Origin of the sequence: Paraburkholderia sp. J63 (assembly GCF_905220245.1) — a bacterium.
In the GTDB taxonomy this organism is placed as follows: domain Bacteria; phylum Pseudomonadota; class Gammaproteobacteria; order Burkholderiales; family Burkholderiaceae; genus Paraburkholderia.
In genome coordinates, this window is sequence record NZ_CAJMZF010000035.1 from 65,110 (window position 1) to 89,903 (window position 24,794).

The following is a 24,794-nucleotide window of genomic DNA, read 5'->3' on the forward strand; positions in this document are numbered from 1 at the left end:
GCTGGACTCGGAAAATAGATCAATGAGTGCTGCGGTCCTGGTGGCTCGACACGAACTGCCGGAAGCGCTCCGACTTGTGCTCGCCGAAGACTTCCTCGGGCGTGCCGTCCGAATCCACCTGGCCTTGATGGAGGAACATCACGCGATTTGAAACGTGCTTCGCAAAGCCCATTTCGTGCGTGACGACCAGCATCGTGCGTCCCTCGTCGGCCAGCGCGCGCATCACGCGCAGCACTTCACCCACGAGTTCGGGATCGAGCGCCGAGGTGGGCTCGTCGAACAACATCACCTTCGGATGCATCGCGAGCGCTCGCGCGATGGCCACGCGCTGCTGCTGGCCGCCCGAGAGATGCGCCGGATAATGGCCGCGCTTCTCGGCAAGCCCCACCTTCGCGAGCAGCGCTTCCGCCTCCTCCACCGCCTCGGCGCGGCTGCGCTTCTGCACGCGCATGGGTCCTTCGATCAGGTTTTCGAGCACCGTCATGTGCGACCACAGATTGAAATTCTGGAACACCATGCCGAGTTGCGAGCGCACCCGGTCCACCTGGCGCCGGTCCTCGGGCTTGAGCTTGCCGTCGCGCTGACGCTTCATCTTCAGCGCTTCGCCCGCAAGCGCGACGGAGCCGTCGTCGGGCATCTCCAGCAGGTTCAGGCAGCGCAGGAACGTACTCTTTCCCGAGCCGCTCGCCCCGAGAATCGAAATCACATCGCCTTCATGGGCGTCGAGCGAAATGCCTTTGAGGACGTGATGATCCCCGAAGGACTTGTGGATGTTCTTCACGGACAGGGCGACCGGTGTGCTTGCGTTCATGGGTTTTCTCCGGGTGGCTACGCCCGTCGTCAGACGGCGCGGCGAGTTTCGAGTGAGGTGGCGGGACGGCGCACGGCGGCGGGCATGGCGCGCAGATGCCGGGAGAGACGGCGCTCGAGAAGCCCGAGAATCCGGACCACGAGGAAATTGAGGCACAGATAGATCAGCGCCGCGCAGGTGAAAACCTCGGTCGTTCGATAGGTCTGCTGAATGATCTGCTGGGCCACGCCCGTGACCTCCCAGACCGTGACCAGGCTCGCCAGCGCGGTCGACTTGACGAGCAGCACGGCCTCGGTCGAATACGCAGGCAGACACTGGCGCAGCGCGATGGGACCGATCACGCGGCGCAGCAGCGCGAATCCCGAGAGACCGATCGAATACCCCGCCTCGATCTGGCCGACCGGCACGGCCATCAGGCCGCCCCGAATGATCTCGGCCGTGTAGCCCGCCGTGCACAGCGCGAGCGACAGCACGGCGCACACGTAGGGCTCGCGCAGCACGGGCCACAGAAAACTTTCGCGGATGACGCCGAATTGCCCGAGCCCGTAATAGACGAGAAACATCTGGATCAGCAGCGGCGAGCCGCGGAACACGAGGATATAGGCGCGCCCGAGGCGATTCGGCAACCAGTGCGACGACACGCGCATCGTGACGATCACGAGCGAAAGCAGACCGCCGAGCACCAGCGATGCGAAGAACAGGCCCAGCGTCGTCGGCACCGCCGCAATCAGCTGGCGCATCGTGTCGAGAAGGAAGTCGAAATCGATATGCATGATGGAGCAGCCCTTGCGGTCAGTTGCGCGCGAAGTTGCGCTTGAACGAGCGGCCGACGATCGCCTCCGCACGGCCGAATACCCGGTTCGACACGCCGGTCATCGCGAGATAGAGCACGCCGCCCGCGACGAAGAAGAGAAAGTACTGGTGCGTCGATCCCGCCGCCACCTGGCTCGCGCGCAGCAATTCGGCGAGCCCCGTGACCGAAATGAGCGCCGAGTCCTTGAGGCTCAGTTGCCAGACGTTGCCGATCCCGGGCAAAGCGAAGCGCAGGACCTGCGGAATCAGGATGCGCCGCGCCATCGTGAGCGTCGGCATGCCGATCGCGCGCGCTGCTTCGAGCTCTCCGCGCGAGACTGCGAGCACGGCGGCGCGATAGACCTCGGCCTGATAGGCGCCCGAAATCATGCCCACGGCGAACGCGCCGATCACGAAAGGCGGCACGCCGATGAAGCCATCGGCCCCGAACCACTGGCCGATCGACGAGACGAGCGACGAGCCGCCGAAGTAGAACAGATAGATGACGAGCAGTTCGGGCACACCGCGAAAAACCGTCGTGTAGAAGTCGCCCACCACGCGCGCGGTGCGAAAGCGCGAGAGCTTCGCGGCCGCGATGAGCGCGCCAAACACCGCGCCAATCGCGAGCGCGGCGAGCGTCAGTAAAACCGTCATGAGCGCGCCGAGCAGCAGCACGCCGCCCCAGCCATCCGCCCCAACGCCGAGCATTTCGATAAAAGCCATTACGCCACCTCAAGCTAGCCAGAGAAACCCGCCGCGCGGCATCGGCCCTTCGAGTCGATGCGCGCGGTCACGCTGCGAGCGCCACTCAGGGCGTCACGTCGGTCTTGAACCACTTCTCCGAAAGCTTCTTCACGGTGCCGTCGGCGATGGCCGCCGTGATCGCCGCATCGAACTTCGCCGTGAGGTCGGCGTCCTGCTTGCGGAACGCGAGGCCTTCGCCCGGTCCCCAGATCGGGCCGCCGATCTTCGGCCCGGCCGTGACCGTGGGCACGGCGTCTTTCTTGTCGGCGTTTGCGGCGTAGTAGGTCACGTCGTCGAACGATGCGTCGATGCGGCCATTGGCCAGATCGAGATCGCGCTCGGGCGAGGTCTTGTACACGCGGATCGACGCGACGTCCTTGAAGTTGTCGTTAATAAAGCGCGTATAGACGGTGCCCGATTGAAGGCCGATCGTCTTGCCCTTGAGCGCCGTGCGCAGCGCCTGGACCGCGGGCACGTTCGACCTGGCGTCGGTGTCGAGCTTCAACGGCGGCGTGCTGGCGGTGGCCTTCGGGAGGATCCTGGTATCGGTTACGGCGAACGTCGCGGGCGTAGCGGCATAGGGCTTCGAGAACGCGATAATCTTTTCACGCTCGGGCGTGATCGAAATGGCATCCATCAGAACATCGAATTTTCCGGCCTGCAGCCCGGGAATCATGCCGTCCCAATCCTGCGCAACGAGGTTGCACTTCAGTTGAGCCCGCGCGCACAGGTTCGCGGCGAGTTCCGGCTCGAAGCCACCGAGCTTTCCACCGGGCAGCGTGAGATTCCACGGCGCGTAGCCGCCCTCGAAGGCGATCGTCACCGTCTTCCAGTCCTTCGCCTGAGCGGCGCTGCTCACGAGCAACGCCGCGCCGAACGCGGCGCCGACCCATCCTCTGACCACCCTCTTGCATTTCGCTTGCATGTCCACACTCCTCCGGTTTGGGGAACGGCTTCAGGCCTGGGGATAAGCCGCGAACCGTCTTGTCTATACAAGATGAGGGAACAATATTTTTCGCGCAAGCGGGGTTTTCCTGGCGGTATCCCGTGAAGGGGTAGGCAACGCAGCCCGGTGACTGCGTTGCACCACTATGTAGCATGCGCTGAGGCCCATAAAAATTGCCTTAAATTAAGGGCTTATGCGTTACATGGGCAAACGCGGCTCTTCAAATTCGCATCGCCAAGGCTGCTTCACCTACCCACAAGTGGGTATGCCTGACTACCCACTCATGGGGAGAAGAAAGCCATGGCGATCTAATCCATGCACCAAGTTGGCTATACCATTCACGGTTTTCGGAGGGCGGACATTCGCGAATATATGCCGTCATCCGCAGCAAAACTTCGGTGCAAATTTTTCATATGGATACCTAACTGAATGAATCGCCAAAACCCGATTTTCCGGTCTGTTCAGCTATCGCCAAGAAATCTTCCCAGCCGGGTATAAACCGCGGGTCGCGCGTACCTCAGCCACGCCGCGAAGACCGCTCCCGCGACAGCGATCGCCGGCGTCGTCCACGGCAGGATCGAAACGATGGCCGAAGACGTGCCGGCCATCAGCGATACGTTGCTGATCATCGCGTACAGGAAGTAGCCAAACCCCGCAAAGCTGATGGCCGGGAACACCGCCCAGCGGACGAAGCGTGTTTCGCGCTCGTGGCGCGCACCGAAGAAGCGGATCACGGCGAGCGCGGTCAGCGCTTGCACGCACACGATGCCGATCGCGGACGGGATGCTGAGATACGGCGCGATCACCATGACCGGGTCCACGCGACAGGCGGCAAACACCACGATCAGCGCGATCATGATCACGGACTGCATGTTCGCGGCATGAATGGGCAAGCCCTTGCTGGCGCTCAGCTTCCCGAGCCATTCGAACGCAATGCCGTCGCGCCCGAGCGAATACCAGTACCGCACGGTCGCGTTGTTGAAACTGATGATCGCCGCGAGCATGCTGGTGATCAGCAATGCGTTGGTGACCACCACCATCTGCTTGCCGAGCACGTGCTCCGTCACGGCGAACCACAGGTCCGCGGGGGACTTCACCGCCAGTGCGACGACCTCGGCGTAACCGAACGCATTGGACATCTGCACCGTCGACACCACGTAGATCGCCATGATGACCGCGACGCCGACATAGGTGGCGATCGGAATGGACCGGCTCGGATTGCGGACATCGTTCGCGTAGATCACCGTGGTTTCGAAGCCCATGTAGGCGACCACGACGAAGACGAGCGAGGTGCCGAACTTCCCCGTGAAAACGTTCGAGGGATGCAGCGGCGCGAGACTGAAGTGCTCGATTCCGCCGCCCGTGGCCGCGACCTTGATGTTGAACGCGACGATGAGCCCGATCTCGACGATCATCAGCAGAAACAGCACCGCGCCATTGAACTGCACATTGTTGATCGCGAATACGTGCACGACGGCCGCGGCGGCGAGCGTGCTGAGCCACCAAGGCACGGCCCACCCCGTGAGAGACTGGATGAAATAGCTGATATAGAACCCGAGCAGCGCATAGCATGCGAGCGTGATCACAAAATACGACGCCACGGCCATGAACGCGGCGCCCACGCCCGCTGGCCGCCCGAGGCCCTGGCCGACGTAGGCGTACAGCGCGCCGGCATTGCGCACATGTCGACTCATCGCCGTGAAGCCGACGGCGAAGAACAGGTAGATCAAGCCGACACATAGATAGGAACCCGAAATACCGATTCCGTTACCGTACGCCACGCCGTACGGAACGCAGCCAATGAGGCTCGTGAGCGGTCCGTTGGTCGCCAGAACGAAAAACACGATCGCGATCCAGTTCAATGGTCGCGTGGATGGGAGTGCAGAGGTTGCCGCTGATGTCTCCATGTCTGTTCCTTGGTCGTTGAGGGGTGAAATGCTTTATTAGCCTGGGTGCGCGGCGAACAGCGCGCGCCGGCGCCCGGCATCCGGATCTCGTTCGATGCTGCAGGTCCGGTTGAATATTCGAGTCGAACGATCTTCCGGCGTGTAGCGCGGCCATGCCGGGACACCATGAGCGGACGGGTCGCCGTATCGCGCGAAATCGGCCCACGCGCGCCGCATGCGTAAAGCCAGCGAGAACCTCGCGCGGGTCGCGTCGTCCGGATATCGGTCGTCTGGAAGATCGGCGCTATCCCATGCGGGTAGCCGGTAATCGAGCGTGCCGAATACGAAAGGGATTTCCGCGCCGTGAATTGAGTAACGGCCGCCGAAGCATGGAAACTCCCAGTCGAACCGGTACATGAACGTGTTCGCGTGCCGGCTATTGCGTTCCGCAAGCGCGATTGCGGGCATCCAGAACATGAGGTCGGTGAGGTCCTGGCCGATCGTGCCGGGCTCGATCGAATGGACACGCGCAGCGACGGCCGCCGCTGCGCGCGCATCGTCGGGGTTGAGGCTGAACGGCCTGATGCCGTTCTCCAGCGCCTCGCGATAGTCGGCCGGATCGAGCGGGCCGTGCGTGAGCAAGCGCGGTTCCAGAAAGTAGGCCGATTCGTGGCGCGTCGTTCCGATCATCATCGGGACCGACGTGTCGCGACTTCTCGATGCATCGATGACGACGCCATCGTCGACGGGCCAGAACGCCGTATACCCGTATCGCTCGATCAGCCCGCGCGTGGCCCTGAGGAGCCGCGCGTCTTCGATTCCGTCGAGCGATTGCGCGTCCGCGCCGAGCATTGCCAGGAACGCATCGGTCCGCACGTTCGCCTGCTCCGGCGAAAGCATCGTGAGAAAGGCGCCGCTCTGGATGATCGCCTTGTGAAACAGCCCGTCGGCCGACGGCATCATCGTGAGCGCGCAGATCTTTCCGCCGCCGCCCGATTCGCCGAACAGCGTGACGTTGGCCGCATCGCCACCGAACGCGCCGATGTTCGCCGAAATCCATTCGAGCGCCAACACGATGTCCTGCTGCCCCACGTTTGCGGCGTTCGAATAGCTGGCGTACCGGTTGCGGAGATACAGGTAGCCGAAGGCGTTGAGACGATGGTTGATCGACACGACCACCACCTGCTGCTCTTCGGCGAGCGTATGTCCGTCGTACAGAGGCAGATTGGCGGAGCCGGATAACCAGGCGCCGCCATGCAGCCACACCATCACCGGCAGACCGGCACCCGGCGCCGCCGAGGCGGGCGCCCAGACGTTGAGGTTGAGGCAGTTCGCCGAATGTTCGCCATCGAACTGCCACGCCGGCAAGTCGTCGTTGACCTGCGGGCACGCAGCACCATAAGCGCGGCAATCGCGTATTCCATCCCATGCGCGGACGGGTACGGGCGGCCTGAATTTCAGGTCGCCCGTCGCAGGCATTCCGTAAGGAATGCCAAGGAATTTGAAGCAGCCTTGTGTGCGCTTGCCCCGGATCTTTCCATGCGGCAGCGCCAGGACCTCGTCGAGGCATTCTGTGCCGTCATCGATCGCAAGCAAGCTCGTGTGCTCGTTCATCGTTCTCTCAATCCTTGCGGGCAGATGGGTGTCCCGCTCGTCGAATTTCACTAAACCGTCCAGACGGTACAGTACTCGGACTAAAAAAAATCGCAAAGGGAATTTGTATAATGCACCGTCCAGACGGTATGGCTCATTTCGACAACTTGACTCCGAGAACGCCCAATGAAAGAGAATATTGATAGCGTCTTTGGCGAGACAAAAAGGAAAATATTCGAAGCCTCGCGAAAAATCCTTCAGGAAAAAGGCGTCCTGGGACTAACCCTGGCCGAGGCGGCGTCGGTTGCCGGTATCAGCAAAGGGGGGCTGCTTTATCACTTCGGGACCAAGTCCGAGCTCCTGGCCGGGCTGCTGCACTTCGAAGCCACCACTTTCGAGCAGGCCGTCACCGATGCCGCCGAAGCGGACAAGGAGCCGGGTGCGTGGACCCGCGCCTATATCATCGCGAGCTCGGAGCAGGCGCTCCAGGGGAGAAGCTTGTCCGCCGTGATCGGGAGCCTGCTTCTGGAGCCGAGCCTGCTGCCCGTCTATGCCAGCCATACCGCCCGCTGGGCAGAATTACTGAATCGGGACCAGTTGCCCGAACGGACCACCCGGCTCATCCGGTTTGCCGTAGAGGGTTTGTGGTTCGACGAGGTGTGCGGGTTGCAACCGCTGGAACCGAAGCAGCGCGCTGAATTCCTCGACGAGCTTCTTGCGATGACGCGTTCGGGTGGGCGCGGTCAGTAGGCTGTGGGGCCTGTGATGGCGATGAAGGGGCGCAGGGCTGGGGGTCGGTGCCCGGCATAGGGATTTGTTGTGCGCTGAGGAGAGCCGTTCCCGCCGCTACGCGTGAGCGTTTCATAGTGACGGGCGGCTGCCGGGTGAGCCCGCCTGCGAGCCGGCGCCGGGCTCAGGCAGCCTTGAGCGGATGCTCTACCAGGTAGGTGCGCAGAGCGTCGTTCATACGCGTCTGCCAGCCGTCGCCGGTTGCACGGAAGGCGGCGACGATGTCCGCGTCGTAGCGCACCGAAACCTGCTCCTTCGGGTTTTCCTTTGGCGGTCGCCCCATGCGCTTCGCGCCGAGCGGCTTGAGCCTCGCGAACTCTTCTGCGCCAAGCTCGCAGGTATCCGGATCCTCAGCGATGCCGCGATTGATCGCGGCGTCTTCCTCGGGCGTCGGCACGATGAGTTTGCGCCCCGACCTGGTCTTGACCGTATTGCGCATAATTTCGTACCTCCCTGAGCGTTCATCCCCGCTGCGCGACCGGGCGAACGAGCCTACGCCACTGCTCTGCCCGACCGACCCACTCCCGGCAGCCCGCCGAACCGCTGCTGCGCTGGCTGCACCCCCGCCTCAGACTCGCGCCAGCCGTCGTCCTCCCCCATCGGCAGCACATCATCGTCGCAAACGATAAAACTCGAAATCATCGCGACAAGCCGCTTGCTCTGATCGTCCAGCGCCTGAGCGGCGGCGGCTGCCTCCTCGACGTACGCCGCATTGTGCTGCGTTGTCCGGTCCATTTCCGACACCGCCTGATTGACCTGATCGATGCCCTGGCTTTGCTCGGCCGACGCGGCTGCGATCTCGCCCATCAGGTCGGTCACGCGGCGGATCGCGTGCATGATCTCGTCCATCGACGCGCCCGCTGCGCTCACGAGTTCGACACCGTCTCGCACATGTCCTATGGAATCCTGAATCAATTCGCGGATTTCCTTCGACGCCGACGAAGAGCGCTGCGCGAGCGAACGCACCTCGGACGCGACAACGGCGAAGCCACGCCCCTGCTCGCCGGCGCGCGCCGCTTCGACCGCCGCATTGAGCGCCAGAATATTGGTCTGGAATGCGATGCTTTCGATGATGCCGACGATTTCAGCGATCCTGCCGGAACTTGCATCGATGCTGCCCATCGCTTCGATAACCCGCGATACCACGGTGTTGCTCCGCTCGGCCACCTGAACCGCCTGCTCGGCGACCTGACTCGCCTGACGTACATTGTCGGCGTTCTGGGTGACCCTCGAGGACAGTTCCGCCATGCTCGCCGCCGTCTCCTCGAGCGACGCGGCCTGTTGCTCCGTGCGTTGCGACAGGTCCCGATCGCCGGCCGAAATCTGCGCTGCCGCCGCTGCAATCGATTCGGCGCTCGTCTTGACGCCGAGAATCGCCGCGGACAGATTCGCCTGCATGCGCTTCATCGAGTAGAGCAGGCTTCCGCGGTCGTTCGGCAGGGTCACGATGGTGGCCGTCAAGTCGTTGGCGGCAATCTGCCCGGCAACTTCAACCGCATAGCCGGGCTCGCCGCCCACCGTGCGCACGATGCCGCGATTGAGCACTACCACGATGCTGCTCATCACCAGCGCAATGACGGCGCACATGCCGAGGCTTTGCAGCAGGCTCGTGTAAAACGCGGCATCGATATCGTCGACGAACAGGCTCGTATTGATGATCCAGTCCCACGGGCGATACGTGTCGATGTAAGCGATCCGCGCGGCGTCCGTTGTCACGCCGGAAGTCTCTCTCGGATAATCGAAGCGCTGAAATCCACTACCTGTGCGTGCCGCCGTATCGATCTGAGCCTGGATAATGGCGGCGACCTTGGGACTCAATTCGCTGAGCGGCCGGTTCTGAAGCGATGCATCGAACGGGTACATCAACACGATGCCCTTCGAGTTCACGATCGAGAAATAGCCCGAGCCGGAGTCGCCGTAACGCATGTTGCGGATCACCTCCATTGCCCTCTTCTGAGCTTCTTCCGTACTCAATGCTCCCGATAAGGACTGCTTCGCATACATCTGCGCGGTTGCCAGCGCGATCTGGGTCGCGTGCACGAGATCGGCCTTGCGTTCGTCCAGCCGGATTGCGCGGCTCCGGTACGCATCGGTGACGGACAGGAGCACGAGACAGAGCAAGCCCAGAATTAGCGGCAGCCCGAGTTTTTGCTTGAATGACAACTTCATGGTTGTGGCGTCTCCTCGTCGTTATTGATATTGCTCGCCACGTCATGCACGGAAGCGCGCGATGGATCGATCGGCCGCGAATCTCCCAGTGCCAGGCCGCGCGGCCGATGCTACGGGCGGCCCCGCTCGACCGTCAATCGAACATCTTTAATCGTTCCGTACGTTGACAGGGATGACGTGGCGCCGCTGCGCACCCGCGGCACGGCGCCAGGCGCTTGTCCATAAATCGCCATTTACGGACAGATCCACAGCATGTCCTTTATGCCCCGTTGAACATATTCTCTACAACGTGCGCCTTCCCGCTTGCGGTTTGCCTGCCGGGGGCGCCACCTGGCAAAACTCGCAGCCAGATCCGCTTTGGCCTGAGCACCGGAGGCAATCATGCTGTACGAGTATGGCGGTTGGAACATCGACGCAACGCCGAATGTTTCCGCTGGAAAATTCTTCGCTCACGCGCGCCTGACTCGAATCTCGTCGAAGGACGGCGAAGAGCCGGAAATGCACGTCGAGCGCGATATCGCCTGGTTTGAAAACGAAAGTGAAGCCATCCAGTGGGCGTATCAGTGGTCGGTCGGCTGGATCGACGCGCGCAACGCACAATCGCTGATACGCAAGTCCGAACCCGCTTAAACGCGATCCGTGCCGGGCCGCCGCGAACCCATCGCAATAGCGGGCGCGGCAAGCCATGGCGATCGTCGGCGTATCGAAGGGGACGGGAGATAAAACGATGGCTCAACGAGCTGGCGACCTGCTGGTGACCTTGCTAAACATCGACGCAGAAATCAGGGATCGCATCGAGCGCCTGGCCCAGCTGGAGCATAGTGCTGAGGAATTTACGGCACCGTGGCTCGCCGAGGCGCGAATCGCATTGCGAACGGACCTGACCCTGCTCAGATCGCACCGCGAAGAATGCTTCCGCCGGCATCTGGTCGGCATCGCTTTTGGTGATCGAGCACCGGCACGCGGCGGATCCGCCTGCCCTCCATTTTCCGCTTCACGTCGGCGAGGTCGTCGTCTTCGTAACACCATTGCACGGGCTGCGTCGCGATATCGATCACCGGTGCAACGGGATCGACCCCCGATGCCACGGCGCGCACCGCGATATCCCGGTCCGTTACCGTGCCCACCAGTTCCTCGCCGTCGCATACGGGGAGAGAACCGACCTTGAGGTCCGCCATCATCATGGCCGCCTGGCGGATCGTGTCGGTTGCCCGAATCGAAATCGCATCGCGCGTCATTACTTCCGCTACTTCGTCATCGCTGCCTCCATCGAACAGGTCACTTAGCGAGGTGCGCATCGCTAATGCCAGCCTCGGGTACGGCCGCTGCTGCGTTTTTCTCCTAACCTGGCCGATGCCATGCAGCGCCCGCTGTTCGGTGCAACGGCGAGGTCCATTGAAAACTGGAGGCCCCTATGCAGCCAATGAAGCACCCCGCCGGGCATCAAAACGAGCCGTTGAACCCCGGCGACGAAGGACCGCCCGATACGCCGGGCGTCGGCGAAGATCTCTGTGGCGCGTGCCACGGCACGGGACTCGTGGAAGGGCAGCGCTGTGCCGTGTGTGGTGGTACTGGCAGGGTGCAGCAGGGAATTGGCGGTGGTTGAGTTGGTGGATCTGGGCAAAAGCTGCGCTAAGCGTGACACGCGGCGGCATACACGCCAATGACCTCGCGAATCTTGCTCTGAATGAGGCTCATGGGCGACGCATCGATCAGGCCGCGGCGCAACTGCCAGTACTGTTCCGGCAGATAGCGGCTCAGCAAATTTTCGGGAATGGCGACGTTCGCGAGATTGCTCATCAGCGTTTGTGCGGCCCGGTCGATTTCCGGATCGGCCCAGTAATAGCGCACCCGGTCGCTATAGCTGTAGGTTCGCAGCAGCCGTTTTTCGTGATCGTTGCCGTGGTAGTAGTGCTCCCAGTTTCCGGGCCGGGAGAGCATCACTTTCTCGACCACCTCGGGCAGGTTCGACCTTGCGTAGGCGGGAACGAGCTCGCGCTCGATGTCGGCGAGCGCACCAATGGCCTCGCGCAGCGCAAAGGTGACGCCCGGACCCACCTTCAGAATGGCGAATCCATCGCGCACGAGCGCGGCCAGCGACTCGGGCTTCTGATAGTCCGTCGAGTGGGCTTCGAACACCATGCCAGGCAACTGCTCGAGAACGGAGGAAAGATTCGTCGCGAGTTCGGGCTGATAGTCGACCACCTTCGTATGGTCGAACTCCACGCCGGGCTGGACCACAAGTGCGATCACGCGCTGCCAGGCTGCATCGAGGCCACGGTCGCGCCAGGCTTGCCGGTGGACCGCAATCGTGTCCAGCGCCGCATCCGGATGCGTGACTTCGACCGTCTCCAGCTCTTCGGCGGCGCCCCCTGGAACAGGCACCTCGGTGCCGATGATATAGACCGGCTTGTCGCGCTTGCCTTCGCGCTCGACCGCCGCCTCGGCAATGGCGCACAAGCGCGACGCCCGCTGCGCAACGATATCGTCGGAGAGGCGCGCCGGATCGCCAGCGCAACTCATGCTGGTATCGAGGTGAATCTTGGTGAAGCCCGCCGAGACATAGGCGTCGATCAGTGCCTCCGCGCGCTGCATGGCTTCCTCCGCGGGAAGGCTGCGCCACGCGTTGGGCCCAAGATGGTCGCCGCCCAAGATGAGCCTCGAGCGCGGCAGGCCCGCCTCGTCCGCGAGACGATGAACGAACCGGACGAAATCGGCGGGCTTCATGCCCGTGTAGCCGCCGAACTGGTCGACCTGATTCGACGTCGATTCGATCAGCAACGGCGTGTCGTCGGCCAGCGCCTGCTTCATCGCCGCCCCGAGCACCCACGGGTGCGCCGAGCAGATCGAGTAGATGCCCTTGAGTTTCTTCGCCGCGCCCTCGTCGCCCGAGAGCCTGGATACGACATTAGCCATGAGATTGCTCCGGAAATTGAGCGATGAAGTCATCGAGCTCGGCAAGCGTTGCCGTGCCCTCCATCGGGCCGCGGACCGTCACCGCGCGCGCGCCGGCCGCGCATGCGTAGCGCAGCGCCTTCTCGACGCCAAAGCCCTGGGCGCGGCAGGCAATGTACGTTCCGCCAAAGCAGTCGCCGGCGCCGGTCGGGTCGACCTCCTCCACGGCCAGGGCCGGCAGGCTGAGCTCGGTCGTCCCGTCGTAGTAGCTGCATCCGTCCTTGCCGCGCTTGATCACGACCTCGCGCACGCCGCGCTTGAGCAGTTCGTCGATGGCGCCGCGCTCCGTGCTCGCACTCGCCAGCAGCATCACTTCGTGCCCGCTCGGAAGGAACACATCGGTGTAGTCGAGGATGAAATCGAGCGCCTCGCGCATCTCGGGAATCCGAAGCATCTCCTTGCGGATGTTCGGGTCGAAGCTGACCGTGCCGCCATGCCCCTTGACCGTTTCGATGACCTTCTTCATCGCCTCGATGATGCGAAACGAGAACAGCGAAGAACCCATCACGTGAAAATGGCTGCACCGCTTCAGCAGATCGTCGCGAATATTGCCGACCGAGAGGTGCCCCGACGCGCTGTTGGCAATGTTGTAGATGAAGTCGCGGTCGCCATCCTCACGATAGGTCACGAACGCGCTGCCGGTCGTCGCCGTCTTGATGACGGAAATGCCGGAAACGTCGACACCATCGGCACGCAAACGCTCGACGTTGAGTGCGCCGAAGTCGTCGTCTCCCACGCAGCCGATCATCGCGCCGCGGCTTCCGACCTTCGCCACCTGATCGATGAAAATCGCCGGCGCGCCGCTCGCGTAGGGACCGATGAGCGTGCCCGGTTTGCGAAACGACTGGCCGCGCTCGGTGGCCATGATCTCGACCAGGATTTCGCCCATCGTCAGGATATAGCCGGCTTTACCGGCCCTGTTCAGTTCAGTGTTAGCCATGGCGCTTCTTCGTTTGAACGTCGATGCAAACGGCGACGAGAATCACGACGCCCTTTACGATCAGTTGGTAAAAATACGGAACACTCAGCAGGTTCATCCCGTTGTTGATGACGCCGATGATGAGCGCGCCGATCAAGGTGCCGGCGATCGTGCCGTAGCCTCCATTGAGGCTCGTCCCGCCGAGCACCGCGGCGGCGATCGCATCCAGTTCGTAGCCAAGGCCCGCATTGGGCTGCGCGGAATACAGGCGCGAGGTCATCAGGACGCCGCCAATGCTCGCCATCAGCCCCGACACCATGAAGATGGCAATCCTCAACCGCTTCACGTTGATGCCCGAATAAAGCGCGGCTTCGCGATTGCCGCCGGCCAGATAAGCCTTGCGGCCAAAGACCGTTCGGGAGAGCACAAAATGGTTGACCGCCAGCAGCACGATCAAGACCCAGATGGGCACGGCAATGCCCAGGACGGAGGCGTTGCCGAGCGCGGCGAAGCGGTCGTCGTCAATCGAGATCGGCACGCCTGCCGAGGTGATGTACGCGAGCCCGCGGAACACCCCCATCGTGGCGACCGTCACGATGAAGGACGGAATAGTTAGCACTGCCGTCAATGTGCCGTTGACGAATCCGAGCAGCAGTCCCGACGCCATGGCCAGCACGACCGCGAGCGCGGGATGCACGCCATGCTGCATCGCGAAGGCCGCGATGGTCCCCACGAGCGCCATGACCGCGCCCACCGAAAGGTCGATGTCGCCGAGCAGCAGCACATAGGTCATGCCGAAGCCGAGAATGGCGATGATCGACACCTGCATCACGATGTTCAGCAAATTGCCGAACGTCAGGAAGTTCGACGACAGCACGGCGAAGAGCACGCACAGCAGGACGAGCCCGCAAACGATGCCGCCATAGTGGCGCAGCCACTTCGAGAATACGCTCACGCTGCGCGTGCGCGCGCCCGGCGAATCCATGTCGGCGTTGGGAGTGAGTTCGGAGGGTTTCATGCTGGTGCGGCTCCTGTTGCATACGACATCACGGTTTCCTGCGTGAGTCCTGTCGTATCGAATTCCTTGACGAGGCGCTTTTCGCGCATCACGGCGAGGCGATCGCTCATGGCCAATGCCTCGGGCAGTTCCGAAGAAACCAGAACGATGGCCGTGCCCGCGTCGGCAAGCTCGCGCATCACGCGATAGATTTCGAATTTCGCACCGACGTCGACGCCCCGTGTGGGTTCATCGAGAATCAGCACACGCGGCTTGAGCGAAAGCCATTTCGAAAACACGACCTTCTGCTGGTTTCCGCCGCTCAGATCGCCCACGGCCTGATGCGGGCCCGCGCTGCGGATCTTCATCCGGGCGATGGCGTCACGCGTCTCGCGCTCCTCGAAGCGGCGGTCGAGAATGCCGAATCGCGCGCCCTTGCGCTCGAAGCTCGCCATCGTGACGTTGTGCGCGATCGAATGCATGAGCACGAGTCCTTCGTGCTTGCGGTCTTCGGTCACGAACGCGATCCCCGCTGAAATCGCGTGCTCCGGCGAGCGCAGACGCAACGGCCGGCCATCCATCACGATCTGGCCGCCCGGACGTCCGATGCCGAACAGTGCGTTCATCACATCGGAGCGCCCCGCGCCAATCAGGCCAAAGAAGCCCAATATCTCGCCGGGCCGCACGCTGAAGCTGATGTCGTGGAACTTTCCCTCGATCGTCAGGTTCCGGACCTCGAGCAGCGGCGCCCGGCCCGCGTCGAGCGGCGTGGTGCGCGGCGGATACACGTCGCTCATCTCGCGCCCGACCATCAGGTTGATCAGCGCACCGATCGTCGTTGCGGTCTTGTCGTGCGTGCAGATGTACTGACCGTCGCGCATCACCGAGATGTCGTCGGAGATGCGCATGATCTCGTCCATCCGGTGCGAGATGTAGACCACGGCCGCGCCCCTTGCCTTCAATTTCGTCACGATGTTGAAGAGCACCTCGGCGTCCCTGTCACTGAGCGACGAGGTGGGCTCGTCCATGATGACGAGATCGGCGTCGCGGCTCAGCCCCTTCGCGATTTCGACGAGCTGCCGCTGCGCCATCGACAGGCGCGCGACCGGCGTTTGCGCGTGAATATCGATGCCGAGATCGTCGAGCAGATCCTGCGCCCGACGCATGAGCGCCTTGAAGTCGACGATCCCGAACCGTCGCGGCTCGTGCCCCGCGAAGATATTTTCGGCCACGCTCAGATTGGTCGCGAGGCTCAGTTCCTGATAGATGATCGAAATGCCGGCCGCCTGCGACTCGTGCGGACTGCCAAACGTTACGGGCTCGCCGCGCAGCAGAACTTCGCCACGGGTTGGCGCATGCACGCCCGCAAGGATCTTCATCAGCGTCGACTTCCCGGCGCCGTTTTCGCCGAGGATCGTATGCACGCGGCCACTGCGCAGCTTGAGCGAGACGTTCTTGATCGCCTCGACGGGGCCGAACGATTTGGCAATCGAACGCAGCTCCACGAACGGCATCCCGGCGCTCAGGCTATTCGGGTGCGCGTTCATTTTGACGCTTCGTGCAGGTAGACCCCGGGCGTCACGGGGATCTCTTTGGCGACCGGCTGCTTTTCAGCCACCTTCACGGCGGTGTCGACCGCGATCGCGCCCATCTTTTCGGGGTACTGACGGATTACCCCAACAAAATTCGGATTTTTGTCGACGGCCGCGCGCGCTTCCGGCATGCCGTCGAAACCGATCACCTTGACATGATTGCCCGCCGACTTGCCGGCAACGGCGGCGGCCATGGCTGCGTCGTCGCCGAATCCGAAGATGCCGTCCAGGTCGGGATGCGCCTGCAGCATGTTCTGCGCCGTCGTCAACGCTTCGGCACGCGTCACGCCGGGCTGCACATCAACGATCTGGACTCCCGAACATGTGCCGAGCGCCTTCTTGAAGCCGTTGACGCGATCGATAACCGATTGCACCGTGGGATAGTCGATCACGCCGACTTTGCCCTTGCCGCCGAGCACCTTGCACATCAGTTGCCCGGCCATCTGGCCACCTGCGTAGTTATCGGTCGCAATGTGCGAAGCCACCTCGACGCCATCGGCGCCGATATCGACGGTAATGACCGGAATGCCCGCCTTCGCGGCAATCATCACGGCTGCCTTGACGCCTTTCGAATCCACGGGCGAAAGCACGATGACGTTGACCTTCCGTGTCACGAAGTCCTGCACGTCGGCGATCTGCTTGCTCAGGTCCTGGTTGGCGATCGATATATCGAGCTTCGCGTTGTCCTTCTTCGCTTCCTGCTTCATCGCGTCGGCGAGCGCGACATAGAACGGATGCTGCTGGGTCAGCAGCGAGGCGCCAATCGTCACCTGGTCGGCGTGAGCGAAAGGGGCCGCGGCGAAAGCGCCGGTCGCGGCCAGCGCCGCGGCAAGGGATTTGGGCGTCAACTTCATGTGTCTCTTCCTCTGATCAGGCTAGTTGGTGGACTTGCGGAATTCGAGAATTCCGCTGTCCCTTCGGTGGAGCTGGAGGCCTTTACGCGGCATCAGATCCATGGTTGGCGGGTCGATTCCATCGTCGATGAGCAATACATCGACATCGCGGAGGTCCGCAAAAATCTCCCCCTCGCGCTCGTTCAACTGCGGCTGGTACGCGACGATGATCGTTCGCCTGGCCACTTGGGCCGCAGCCGCAAACACACGGGCCACGTCCGGATCGGCACACAGCAGGTTGCCGTCGCGGTCGAGCCCGGAGGCCTCCAGGAAGCACAGATCGATCGAACGGCGGGCGACCGAGGCCTCGGCGTCGGGGCCCGTCATGGCCGATGCGCCCGGCTCCAGCTGGCCCCCGGTCAAGGCGAGTTCGCAATGCAGAAACCGTTGCGCCGTTTGAGCCATGCCGATGTCATGGACCAGCAGGGCGAGATTCGAGCGATCGGACAGAAACGGCACGATCTTGTGGACGATTTCTCCGCTGCCGAGCATGAGCGACTCGTGATCGTCGACGGCCTCGGCCGCGAACCGGGCAATCGTCGTTTCCGACGCCTTTCGCGTCGCGCCATCGGCTACCGGGACCAGCACGTTCTCCCCCGGCTTTTGCGCGAGATACCGCGCCTTGCCGAACGACCGCACGAGGTAGCGCTGCTGTTCCAGATACGTGAGGTCGGTACGAATAGTGACGCTCGAAACGTCGAATGCCTGGCTGAGCTCCTCGACCGACACCTCGCCGCGCTTGCGGACCAGCTCGACTATCTGCAGCCGTCGCCTCAGGGAACTCTTGTTTGCCTGCATATCTCCACGCTCGAAAGACCAACTTTTGTTTTGAAAGATTTTAGTTTCGACTCGAAAGAACGTCAAAGCGAATTTTTGAAGCGAAAGATAGGGGTTTTCCCTTAATCATGGCGTGCGCCGGACGCCGGACGAGATCGTGCGCTTCATCGCGCCGGGCGTCAGCGAGATCGATCTCGTGCGCCAGTGCGACGCGCTACAGCGCGCGGCGGGCGTGGACGATTACTGGTATCGCGCATTGCCTGCGCTCGTGCTGGCCGGCGAGCATACCCTGACCCCGCGACGCAAATCTGTTTTGCACCCAGGGGACAAGCGTCTGCCGCTTCGTGCACACCCACGACCTGTCCTGGCTACGGCGCGTCAAAAGGCGCGAACCGGCTTCTGTCGAAGGGCGCGGCGGTCGATCTGGCCACCCGCGGAATTCGTGTGAATTCGGTTCATCCGGGGCTGATCCATACGCCGCAAGCGATTACCTGTTTAAAGATCCTGAGGGCCCGTTCGAGCCGGAAGAACCTGTTCGTGGTCGGAAGGGGAGACCACTACGACCTGGACAAGCCGCAGTGCGTCGAGCAGGCCATGGGCAAGCACGGCCCGTTCTTCAAGGACAACCTTTGATGGGCGCCGCGGCCCTGCCGCGGCGCGTGCCGGGCGCTTAAACGTTGCCGTTGACGAGCGCTTTCGCGGTGGCGTCGACCGCCTGGCGCATCTTGTCCACCAGTTCGTCGATCTGCGCATGATCGATCACGAGCGGCGGCGCGATGATCAGCCGTCCATTCGTCGAGCGGACGATGACGCCGAGCTCGAATCCAACCGTGCGGCTATGCCAGGTCAGATCCGCTTCGTTCGCAAAGCGCTCGCGCGTGGCCTTGTCCTTCGCGAACTGGATCGCCGCCACCGCGCCCGCCCCCTGAATCTCGCCGATCAGCGGATGATCGGCGAAGGCCTCGCGCAGCGCCTTCTGGAGATACGGGCCGGTATCGGTGCGGGTGCGCTCGACGAGCCCTCCGCGATCGAGCACGTCGAGGTTCGCCAGCGCCACGGCCGCCGCGACCGGGTGCCCCGAATAGGTCAGGCCGTGCGCGTATACGCCGCCCTGCTCCACGAGCGCCTCGCCCACGCGGCGGCTCATGATGAGGCCGCCCATCGGCACATAGCCCGACGTCAAGCCCTTGGCAATGCAGATCAGATCCGGCTCGAAGCCGAAATATCGGTGTGCGAACCATTCGCCCGTGCGGCCGAAGCCGCCGATCACTTCGTCGGCGCACAGCAGCACGTCGTATTGACGGCAGATGCGCTCGATCTCCTGCCAGTAGCCCTCCGGCGGGAAGATCATGCCGCCCGCGCCCTGGAACGGCTCGGCCACGAAAGCAGCAACGCGGTCCGCGCCCAGCTCCAGGATCTTGCGTTCGAGCGACAACGCGGCGGCCTTGCCGAACGCCTCCGGGCTCAGATCGCCGCCATTGCCGTACCAGTAAGGCTCGTCGACGTGCGTGATATTGGGAATCGGCAGATCGCCCATTTCGTGCATGAACGCCATGCCGCCCAGCGACGCGCTGCCGACCGTCGAGCCGTGATAGCCGTTCACGCGTCCGATCAGCACTTTCTTTTCCGGCTTGCCCATGACGTCCCAGAAGCGCCGCACCGTGCGGATCAGCACCTCGTTCGACTCGGACCCCGAGTTGGTGTACACCACGTGGCTAAAGCGCCCGCCGAGCAGCGTGAACAGCTTCTCCGATAGTTCGATCACCGAAGGATGCGTGGTGTGAAAGAACATGTTGTAGTACGACAGTTCTTTCATCTGCCGCGTGGCGGCATCGATCAGTTCCGGGCGACCGTAGCCGACATTCGTGCACCACAGTCCGGACATGCCGTCGAGATAGCGGTTGCCGTCGTTGTCCCAAAGATGGACGCCGGCGCCCCGCACCATCACGCGGGGCCCTTCCGTGTTCAGCGCCTTCTGGTCGACAAACGCGTGCAGGTGGTGCGCGGCATCGCTTTGCTGATAGTCGCGGGTCGTGCGCTGCGGCAAGTCGTGTGCATTCATTTTTCGAAGCTCCAGGAAAGATTGCGGATCGGGCGATTTACCAGCTGATCCAGGTGGTCTTGAGACCGGTGTACTTGTCGAGCGCGTGCAAGGACAGATCGCGGCCGAAGCCCGACTGGCCGAAGCCGCCGAACGGTGTCTGGGCGCTCAGCGCGTCGACCGTGTTGACGGACACCGTGCCCGCGCGCAGGCGGCCCGAGACGCGATGGGCGCGCGCGAGCGAGCCGGTCCACAGCGAGGCGGCAAGACCGTAGATCGAATCGTTCGCGAGCTGGACGGCCTCGTCCTCGGTGTCGAACCCGAGCACCGAGAGCACCGGGCCAAAGATCTCCTCGCGTGCAATGGCGTCGGCGGGCTTCACGCCGGTGAAAATGGTCGGCTCGACGAAGAGTCCCTTGCCGTTCACGCGCGGCGCACCGCCGCCGGTCGCGAGCGTCGCGCTCTGGCGGCCGCGCTCGATCCACTCGCACACGCGGGCGTGCTGGGCCTGATCGACGATGGCGCCCATGCCGCTCGCTGGATCGAGCGGATCGCCGGGGTAGAAGTCGCGCGCGTGGGCCACGAGCCGCTCGACGAACGCATCGTGAATCGAGCGCTGCACCAGCAGGCGCGAATTCGCGGAGCAGACTTCGCCCTGATTGAAGAAGATGCCGAAGCAGGCCTTGCGCGCGGCGAGATCGAGATCGTCGGTGTCCTCGAAAACCAGGTTCGGGCTCTTGCCGCCGCATTCGAGCCACACCTGCTTCATGTTCGACTGCCCCGCGTATTCGAGAAACTTCTTGCCGACCACCGTCGAACCCGTGAAGGCGAGCACGTCGACATCGGGATGCAGGCCGAGCGCGCGCCCCGCCGTTTCGCCAAAGCCCGGCACGACGTTCAGCACGCCCGGCGGCAAGCCGGCCTCGAGCGCGAGTTCGGCAAGACGCAATGCCGAGAGCGGTGACTGCTCCGCAGGCTTGAGGACGACGCTATTGCCCGCGGCAAGCGCCGGCGCGACCTTCCACGCCACCATGTCGAGCGGGAAATTCCAGGGCACGACCGCGCCGACCACGCCCAGCGGCTCGCGGGTCACGATGGCGAGATTGCCCGGATCGGTCGCGGCGACTTCGCCGGAGAGCTTGTCCACGGCCTCGCCATACCAGCAGAACAGGCTGCTGGCCGCGGGCACGTCGATATCGAAGGCGTCGGCCACGCGCTTGCCCATATTGAGCGAGTCGAGCAAGGCGAACTCGGCGCCATGAGCCGCGATCAGTTCGCCCAGGCGCCGCAATACGCGTTTGCGCTCGGCGGGCGTTGCGCGCGACCACACGCCGGATGCGAACGCGGCACGCGCGGCGCGCACGGCATCATCGACATCGGCGGCATCGCAGGCGGCCACCTCGGCAAGCGCCACGCCCGTTGCCGGGTTGATGGCCGCGAAGGTCTTGCCGCTGCGCGCGGGCATGAAGCGGCCGCCGATATGGGCCTGGGTTCTCGGCGAAATGTCCGCGGCAAGACGCTGCCAGTCGGCGTAGCTGCGCACCGCTGCTGATGGTTGATTCACAAAAACTCTCCAGTTTGGCGACGACGAAGGTTAAAGCCCTTGCTCCGAAGTCGTTGCTATCCATCTTGGTGGTGAAAACCCTCGGTCCGCCACACTGCGGTCGTTGGAGGGTACGGCCGCAATGTGCATGGGCCAAAAAAGAACATAAAGAACGTATTTTCTGGCTAGTGCATCTGTTTTTTCTATGCTGCCCGCGAGGCGCTCCCTGTCTTACGTTTTGCCTTACCTTTCACCGCTTTTCTGCATAGCCAGAATCTATACATGAGGTAGAAAAACTATTTTTTTGCCGCTTAATGGCCGGTGCTACGCTTCAGCCGTCGTTCGATGCACAGCGCCCGGCAACTGGCCTCGCGCTCCCCGGAATCAAACCGGCGTCGGGCCGCACACAGCGGCCCGCACCACCCCAAGAGGCGGTGAATACGAATGGATGAAAGCAGCGGCATGAACGAGATCGACGATTTCCTGAAGAAGCATCGCGTCACCGAAATCGAAGCGATCATTCCCGACATGGCCGGGATCGCACGCGGCAAGATCATTCCGCGCAGCAAGTTCGAAGCGGGCGAGTCGATGCGCCTGCCTCAGGCCGTGATGATCCAGACCGTCACGGGCGACTATCCCGAAGACGGCACGCTGACCGGCGTGACCGACCCCGACATGGTCTGTGTGCCGGACCCCTCGACGCTGCGCATCATTCCGTGGGCCACCGATCCCACCGCGCAGGTGATTCACGACTGCATGCACTTCGACGGCACGCCCGTCGCGATCTCGCCGCGCCATGTGCTGCGCCGCGTGCTGGAGCAATACCGTGCGAAGGGCTGGCAGCCCGTGGTCGCCCCCGAGCTGGAGTTCTATCTCGTCGATGTGAACAAGGACCCCGACCTGCCGCTGCGGCCGCCCGTGGGCCGCACGGGGCGCCCGGAAACGGGCGGGCAGTCGTACTCGATCGAGGCCGTCAACGAATTCGATCCCTTGTTCGAGGATATCTACGAGTACTGCGATATTCAGGACCTCGAAGTCGATACGCTGATTCACGAAATCGGCGCGGCGCAGATGGAAATCAACTTTCTGCACGGCGACCCGCTCAAGCTCGCCGACCAGGTCTTTCTCTTCAAGCGCACCGTGCGCGAAGCCGCGTTGCGGCATCAGATGTACGCGACCTTCATGGCCAAGCCGATGGAGGCCGAACCCGGCTCGGCCATGCACGTGCACCAGAGCATCGTGGACGCGGAGACCGGACGCAATCTGTTCAGCGCGCGCGACGGCCAGCCGAGCAATCTCTTCCATGCGTATATCGCGGGCTTGCAGACCTATACGCCCGCGCTCATGCCGATCTTCGCCCCGTATATCAACTCGTATCGCCGGCTCTCGCGCTTCACCGCGGCGCCGATCGGCGTGCAATGGGGTTACGACAACCGCACGGTGGGTTTTCGCGTGCCGCACTCGGACCCGGCCGGCCGGCGCGTGGAGAACCGCATTCCCGGCGTGGACTGCAATCCCTACCTGGCCATTGCCGCCACGCTCGCAGCGGGATATCTGGGCATGACGCAGGGCCTCAAGGCGAGCGCGCCGCTCGCGAGCGACGGCTATCAACAGCGCTACCAGTTGCCACGCAATCTCGAAGAGGCGCTCACGCAGATGAGCACCTCCGCGCCGCTCTCGGAGATGCTGGGCGAATCCTTCGTCAAGGCCTACCTCGCGTTGAAGGAAACCGAATACGAGGCGTTTTTCCGCGTCATCAGTTCGTGGGAACGCCGGCATTTGCTGCTGCACGTCTAGTCGACCACGTCTAGTCGACCACGTCTAGTCGACCACGTCTAGCCGACCGCGTCTAGCCGACCGCGTCTAGCCGCTTTCACGTCTCACCCGATTTCATACGAGCAATAGCAGGCACTCACGCCTGCCTTTTCATCCCAAGGGGAAGCATGATGATTAGTTATCCGTACTGGTGTCGTATTCGCCCGGCCCTCTCGACCCTCTCGGCGGTCTCGCTCGCGAGCGTCGCGATGCTCGGCGCGCTGCATCCGGCCACGGCCAGCGCCGCCGACACGCAGCTCAACGTCTACAACTGGTCCGACTATATCGGCAAGGACACGATACCGGGCTTCGAGAAAGAGTCGGGCATCAAGGTCAAGTACGACAACTACGACAGCGACGACACGCTGCAGGCCAAGCTGCTCGCGGGCAGCTCGGGCTACGACATCGTCGTGCCCACCTCGAACTACATGGCCAAGCAGATCCAGGCCGGCGTCTATCTGAAGCTGGATAAGTCGAAGATTCCCAACCTCTCGCATCTCGATCCGGCCATCATGAAGATGCTCGCGGAAGCCGATCCCGGCAACCAGTACGCGGCGCCCTATGCCTACGGCACGGACGGTGTCGGCTACAACGTGCAGGCCGTGCAGAAGGCGCTCGGCGCGAATGCGCCGGTGGATAGCTGGGCGCTCGTGTTCGACCCCGACAATCTTTCGAAGCTCAAGAGCTGCGGCGTGTCGTTCCTCGATCAGGCCGTGGACGTGTTCGCCGCGACGCTGCAGTACATGCACAAGGACCCCAACAGCACGAACCCGGCGGACTATCAGGCCGCCTATGAAACGCTCAAGAAGGTCCGGCCGTATATCACCCAGTTCAATTCCTCCGGCTACATCAACGACCTCGCGAACAACGACATCTGCGTGACGTTCGGCTGGTCCGGCGACGTGGGCATCGCGCATCGCCGCGCGATCGAATCGAAGCGGCCCTATGAAATCCGCTTTTCGAACGTGAAGGAAGGCGGCCTGATCTGGTTCGACAGCATGGTGATCCCGAAGGACGCCCCTCACCCCGAAGCCGCGCTCGCGTGGATCAACTATATCGAGGACCCGAAAGTCAACGCCGGCATCACGAACGAAGTGTTCTATCCGACGCCGAACACCGCGGCCCGTTCGTTCGTCACCGCGTCCGTCGCAAACGATGCGAGCGTCTATCCGCCCCAGGACGTCCTCACGAAAATGACGCTGATGAAGTCCTTGCCCGCCAACATCCTGCGGCTGGAAAACCGCCTGTGGGCCGAGCTCAAAACGGGGCATTGACCGGCATCCCGCCACGCGGCTCGCCTCGCGAGCCTGCGCCCGCATCGCATACGACACGGCGCACAACGTTGCGCCCCACCGCGCCGCCGCCTTTTCTTTTCCGTTCGCCATACGCCACCCGGCGCGCCTGAAGCGCGCGGCGCGTAGAACGGTGCGCGTGCGCCGCGCGCCAAACGACCAGAGACTGGCATGGAGACACTGTGAATACGACCGACACCCTTCAACCCGGATCGCAGACGAAGCGCGATTCGTTCATCC

At 63.0% G+C, this 24,794-nt stretch carries 24 protein-coding genes; 7 read left to right on the forward strand and 17 right to left on the reverse strand.

The genetic code is table 11. The features are described 5' to 3' along the window. Window positions 1–19: 19 nt before the first annotated feature. The 6 genes from U5775_RS28860 to U5775_RS28885 form a co-directional block, all read right to left on the reverse strand. Entirely contained in the window at window positions 20–811 is a 792-nt protein-coding gene (locus tag U5775_RS28860; RefSeq protein ID WP_322061522.1) for an ABC transporter ATP-binding protein, read from the reverse strand. A 29-nt stretch (window positions 812–840) separates the two neighbouring features. Next, window positions 841–1,584, reverse strand: coding sequence for an ABC transporter permease subunit (locus U5775_RS28865; RefSeq protein ID WP_322061523.1), 744 nt, complete (start codon window positions 1,582–1,584; stop codon window positions 841–843). A gap of 19 nt (window positions 1,585–1,603) precedes the next feature. Beyond that, window positions 1,604–2,326 carry an ABC transporter permease subunit gene (locus tag U5775_RS28870; protein ID WP_322061524.1) on the reverse strand — a complete coding sequence of 241 codons (723 nt, stop codon included), beginning with the start codon at window positions 2,324–2,326 and terminating at the stop codon, window positions 1,604–1,606. Between the two features lie 85 nt (window positions 2,327–2,411). Continuing rightward, the gene (locus U5775_RS28875; protein ID WP_322061525.1) at window positions 2,412–3,272 is read right to left on the reverse strand and encodes a transporter substrate-binding domain-containing protein; all 861 of its coding nucleotides are present in this window, start codon (window positions 3,270–3,272) and stop codon (window positions 2,412–2,414) included. Between the two features lie 482 nt (window positions 3,273–3,754). Beyond that, a complete protein-coding gene (locus tag U5775_RS28880; protein ID WP_322061526.1) occupies window positions 3,755–5,137 on the reverse strand; it encodes an APC family permease in 1,383 nt (460 codons plus the stop codon). 99 nt (window positions 5,138–5,236) lie between these two features. Next, a complete protein-coding gene (locus U5775_RS28885; RefSeq protein ID WP_322061527.1) occupies window positions 5,237–6,793 on the reverse strand; it encodes a carboxylesterase/lipase family protein in 1,557 nt (518 codons plus the stop codon). Between the two features lie 165 nt (window positions 6,794–6,958). Here U5775_RS28885 and U5775_RS28890 point away from each other — a divergent pair, with 165 nt between their 5' ends. Next, the gene (locus U5775_RS28890) at window positions 6,959–7,522 is read left to right on the forward strand and encodes a TetR/AcrR family transcriptional regulator (protein ID WP_322061528.1); all 564 of its coding nucleotides are present in this window, start codon (window positions 6,959–6,961) and stop codon (window positions 7,520–7,522) included. Window positions 7,523–7,685: 163 nt separating this feature from the next. On the opposite strand, the gene U5775_RS28895 is transcribed toward U5775_RS28890, so the two are convergent. Both U5775_RS28895 and U5775_RS28900 read right to left on the reverse strand, forming a co-directional pair. Then, window positions 7,686–8,000 (reverse strand): BrnA antitoxin family protein, encoded by a 315-nt coding sequence (locus U5775_RS28895; protein ID WP_322061529.1) that lies wholly within the window; start codon window positions 7,998–8,000, stop codon window positions 7,686–7,688. 53 nt (window positions 8,001–8,053) lie between these two features. After that, window positions 8,054–9,730, reverse strand: a complete 1,677-nt coding sequence (locus U5775_RS28900; protein WP_322061530.1) for a methyl-accepting chemotaxis protein — start codon at window positions 9,728–9,730, stop codon at window positions 8,054–8,056. Window positions 9,731–10,111: 381 nt separating this feature from the next. Here U5775_RS28900 and U5775_RS28905 point away from each other — a divergent pair, with 381 nt between their 5' ends. After that, on the forward strand, window positions 10,112–10,360 hold the full coding sequence (locus U5775_RS28905; protein ID WP_322061531.1) for a hypothetical protein: 249 nt from the start codon (window positions 10,112–10,114) through the stop codon (window positions 10,358–10,360). 260 nt (window positions 10,361–10,620) lie between these two features. Here U5775_RS28905 and U5775_RS28910 read toward each other — a convergent pair whose 3' ends face one another. Next, window positions 10,621–11,028: a CBS domain-containing protein gene (locus U5775_RS28910; RefSeq protein WP_322061532.1), complete on the reverse strand. Its 408-nt coding sequence runs from the start codon at window positions 11,026–11,028 to the stop codon at window positions 10,621–10,623. Window positions 11,029–11,144: 116 nt separating this feature from the next. On the opposite strand from U5775_RS28910, the gene U5775_RS28915 reads away from it, so the two are divergent. After that, entirely contained in the window at window positions 11,145–11,336 is a 192-nt protein-coding gene (locus tag U5775_RS28915; RefSeq protein WP_322061533.1) for a hypothetical protein, read from the forward strand. Window positions 11,337–11,362: 26 nt separating this feature from the next. Here U5775_RS28915 and U5775_RS28920 read toward each other — a convergent pair whose 3' ends face one another. From U5775_RS28920 to U5775_RS28945, 6 genes are read right to left on the reverse strand one after another with little or no spacing between them, the layout of a single operon-like run. Next, the gene (locus U5775_RS28920; RefSeq protein ID WP_322061534.1) at window positions 11,363–12,646 is read right to left on the reverse strand and encodes a D-tagatose-bisphosphate aldolase, class II, non-catalytic subunit; all 1,284 of its coding nucleotides are present in this window, start codon (window positions 12,644–12,646) and stop codon (window positions 11,363–11,365) included. Next, the gene (locus tag U5775_RS28925) at window positions 12,639–13,625 is read right to left on the reverse strand and encodes a sugar kinase (protein ID WP_322061535.1); all 987 of its coding nucleotides are present in this window, start codon (window positions 13,623–13,625) and stop codon (window positions 12,639–12,641) included. The genes U5775_RS28920 and U5775_RS28925 overlap by 8 nt, the downstream gene beginning before the upstream one ends. Further along, window positions 13,618–14,589, reverse strand: a complete 972-nt coding sequence (locus U5775_RS28930; protein WP_322061546.1) for an ABC transporter permease — start codon at window positions 14,587–14,589, stop codon at window positions 13,618–13,620. Before U5775_RS28930 ends, U5775_RS28925 begins: the two co-directional genes overlap by 8 nt. A 29-nt stretch (window positions 14,590–14,618) precedes the next feature. Further along, the gene (locus tag U5775_RS28935; RefSeq protein WP_322061536.1) at window positions 14,619–16,148 is read right to left on the reverse strand and encodes a sugar ABC transporter ATP-binding protein; all 1,530 of its coding nucleotides are present in this window, start codon (window positions 16,146–16,148) and stop codon (window positions 14,619–14,621) included. Continuing rightward, window positions 16,145–17,047, reverse strand: coding sequence for a substrate-binding domain-containing protein (locus U5775_RS28940; RefSeq protein WP_322061537.1), 903 nt, complete (start codon window positions 17,045–17,047; stop codon window positions 16,145–16,147). Before U5775_RS28940 ends, U5775_RS28935 begins: the two co-directional genes overlap by 4 nt. 21 nt (window positions 17,048–17,068) lie before the next feature. Continuing rightward, window positions 17,069–17,884, reverse strand: coding sequence for a DeoR/GlpR family DNA-binding transcription regulator (locus U5775_RS28945; RefSeq protein WP_322061538.1), 816 nt, complete (start codon window positions 17,882–17,884; stop codon window positions 17,069–17,071). Window positions 17,885–18,020: 136 nt separating this feature from the next. Here U5775_RS28945 and U5775_RS28950 point away from each other — a divergent pair, with 136 nt between their 5' ends. Together U5775_RS28950 and U5775_RS28955 are read left to right on the forward strand one after the other, a co-directional pair. Further along, window positions 18,021–18,311 carry a hypothetical protein gene (locus U5775_RS28950; protein ID WP_322061550.1) on the forward strand — a complete coding sequence of 97 codons (291 nt, stop codon included), beginning with the start codon at window positions 18,021–18,023 and terminating at the stop codon, window positions 18,309–18,311. Continuing rightward, on the forward strand, window positions 18,263–18,496 hold the full coding sequence (locus tag U5775_RS28955) for an SDR family oxidoreductase (protein ID WP_322061547.1): 234 nt from the start codon (window positions 18,263–18,265) through the stop codon (window positions 18,494–18,496). The genes U5775_RS28950 and U5775_RS28955 overlap by 49 nt, the downstream gene beginning before the upstream one ends. 37 nt (window positions 18,497–18,533) lie before the next feature. On the opposite strand, the gene U5775_RS28960 is transcribed toward U5775_RS28955, so the two are convergent. Together U5775_RS28960 and U5775_RS28965 are read right to left on the reverse strand one after the other, a co-directional pair. Then, window positions 18,534–19,925 carry an aspartate aminotransferase family protein gene (locus tag U5775_RS28960; protein WP_322061539.1) on the reverse strand — a complete coding sequence of 464 codons (1,392 nt, stop codon included), beginning with the start codon at window positions 19,923–19,925 and terminating at the stop codon, window positions 18,534–18,536. Window positions 19,926–19,962: 37 nt separating this feature from the next. Further along, a complete protein-coding gene (locus tag U5775_RS28965) occupies window positions 19,963–21,468 on the reverse strand; it encodes an aldehyde dehydrogenase (RefSeq protein ID WP_415913680.1) in 1,506 nt (501 codons plus the stop codon). Between the two features lie 441 nt (window positions 21,469–21,909). Here U5775_RS28965 and U5775_RS28970 point away from each other — a divergent pair, with 441 nt between their 5' ends. Beyond that, on the forward strand, window positions 21,910–23,244 hold the full coding sequence (locus tag U5775_RS28970) for a glutamine synthetase family protein (RefSeq protein ID WP_322061549.1): 1,335 nt from the start codon (window positions 21,910–21,912) through the stop codon (window positions 23,242–23,244). A 227-nt stretch (window positions 23,245–23,471) separates the two neighbouring features. Further along, entirely contained in the window at window positions 23,472–24,536 is a 1,065-nt protein-coding gene (locus U5775_RS28975; RefSeq protein ID WP_415913683.1) for a polyamine ABC transporter substrate-binding protein, read from the forward strand. Window positions 24,537–24,794: the final 258 nt, after the last annotated feature.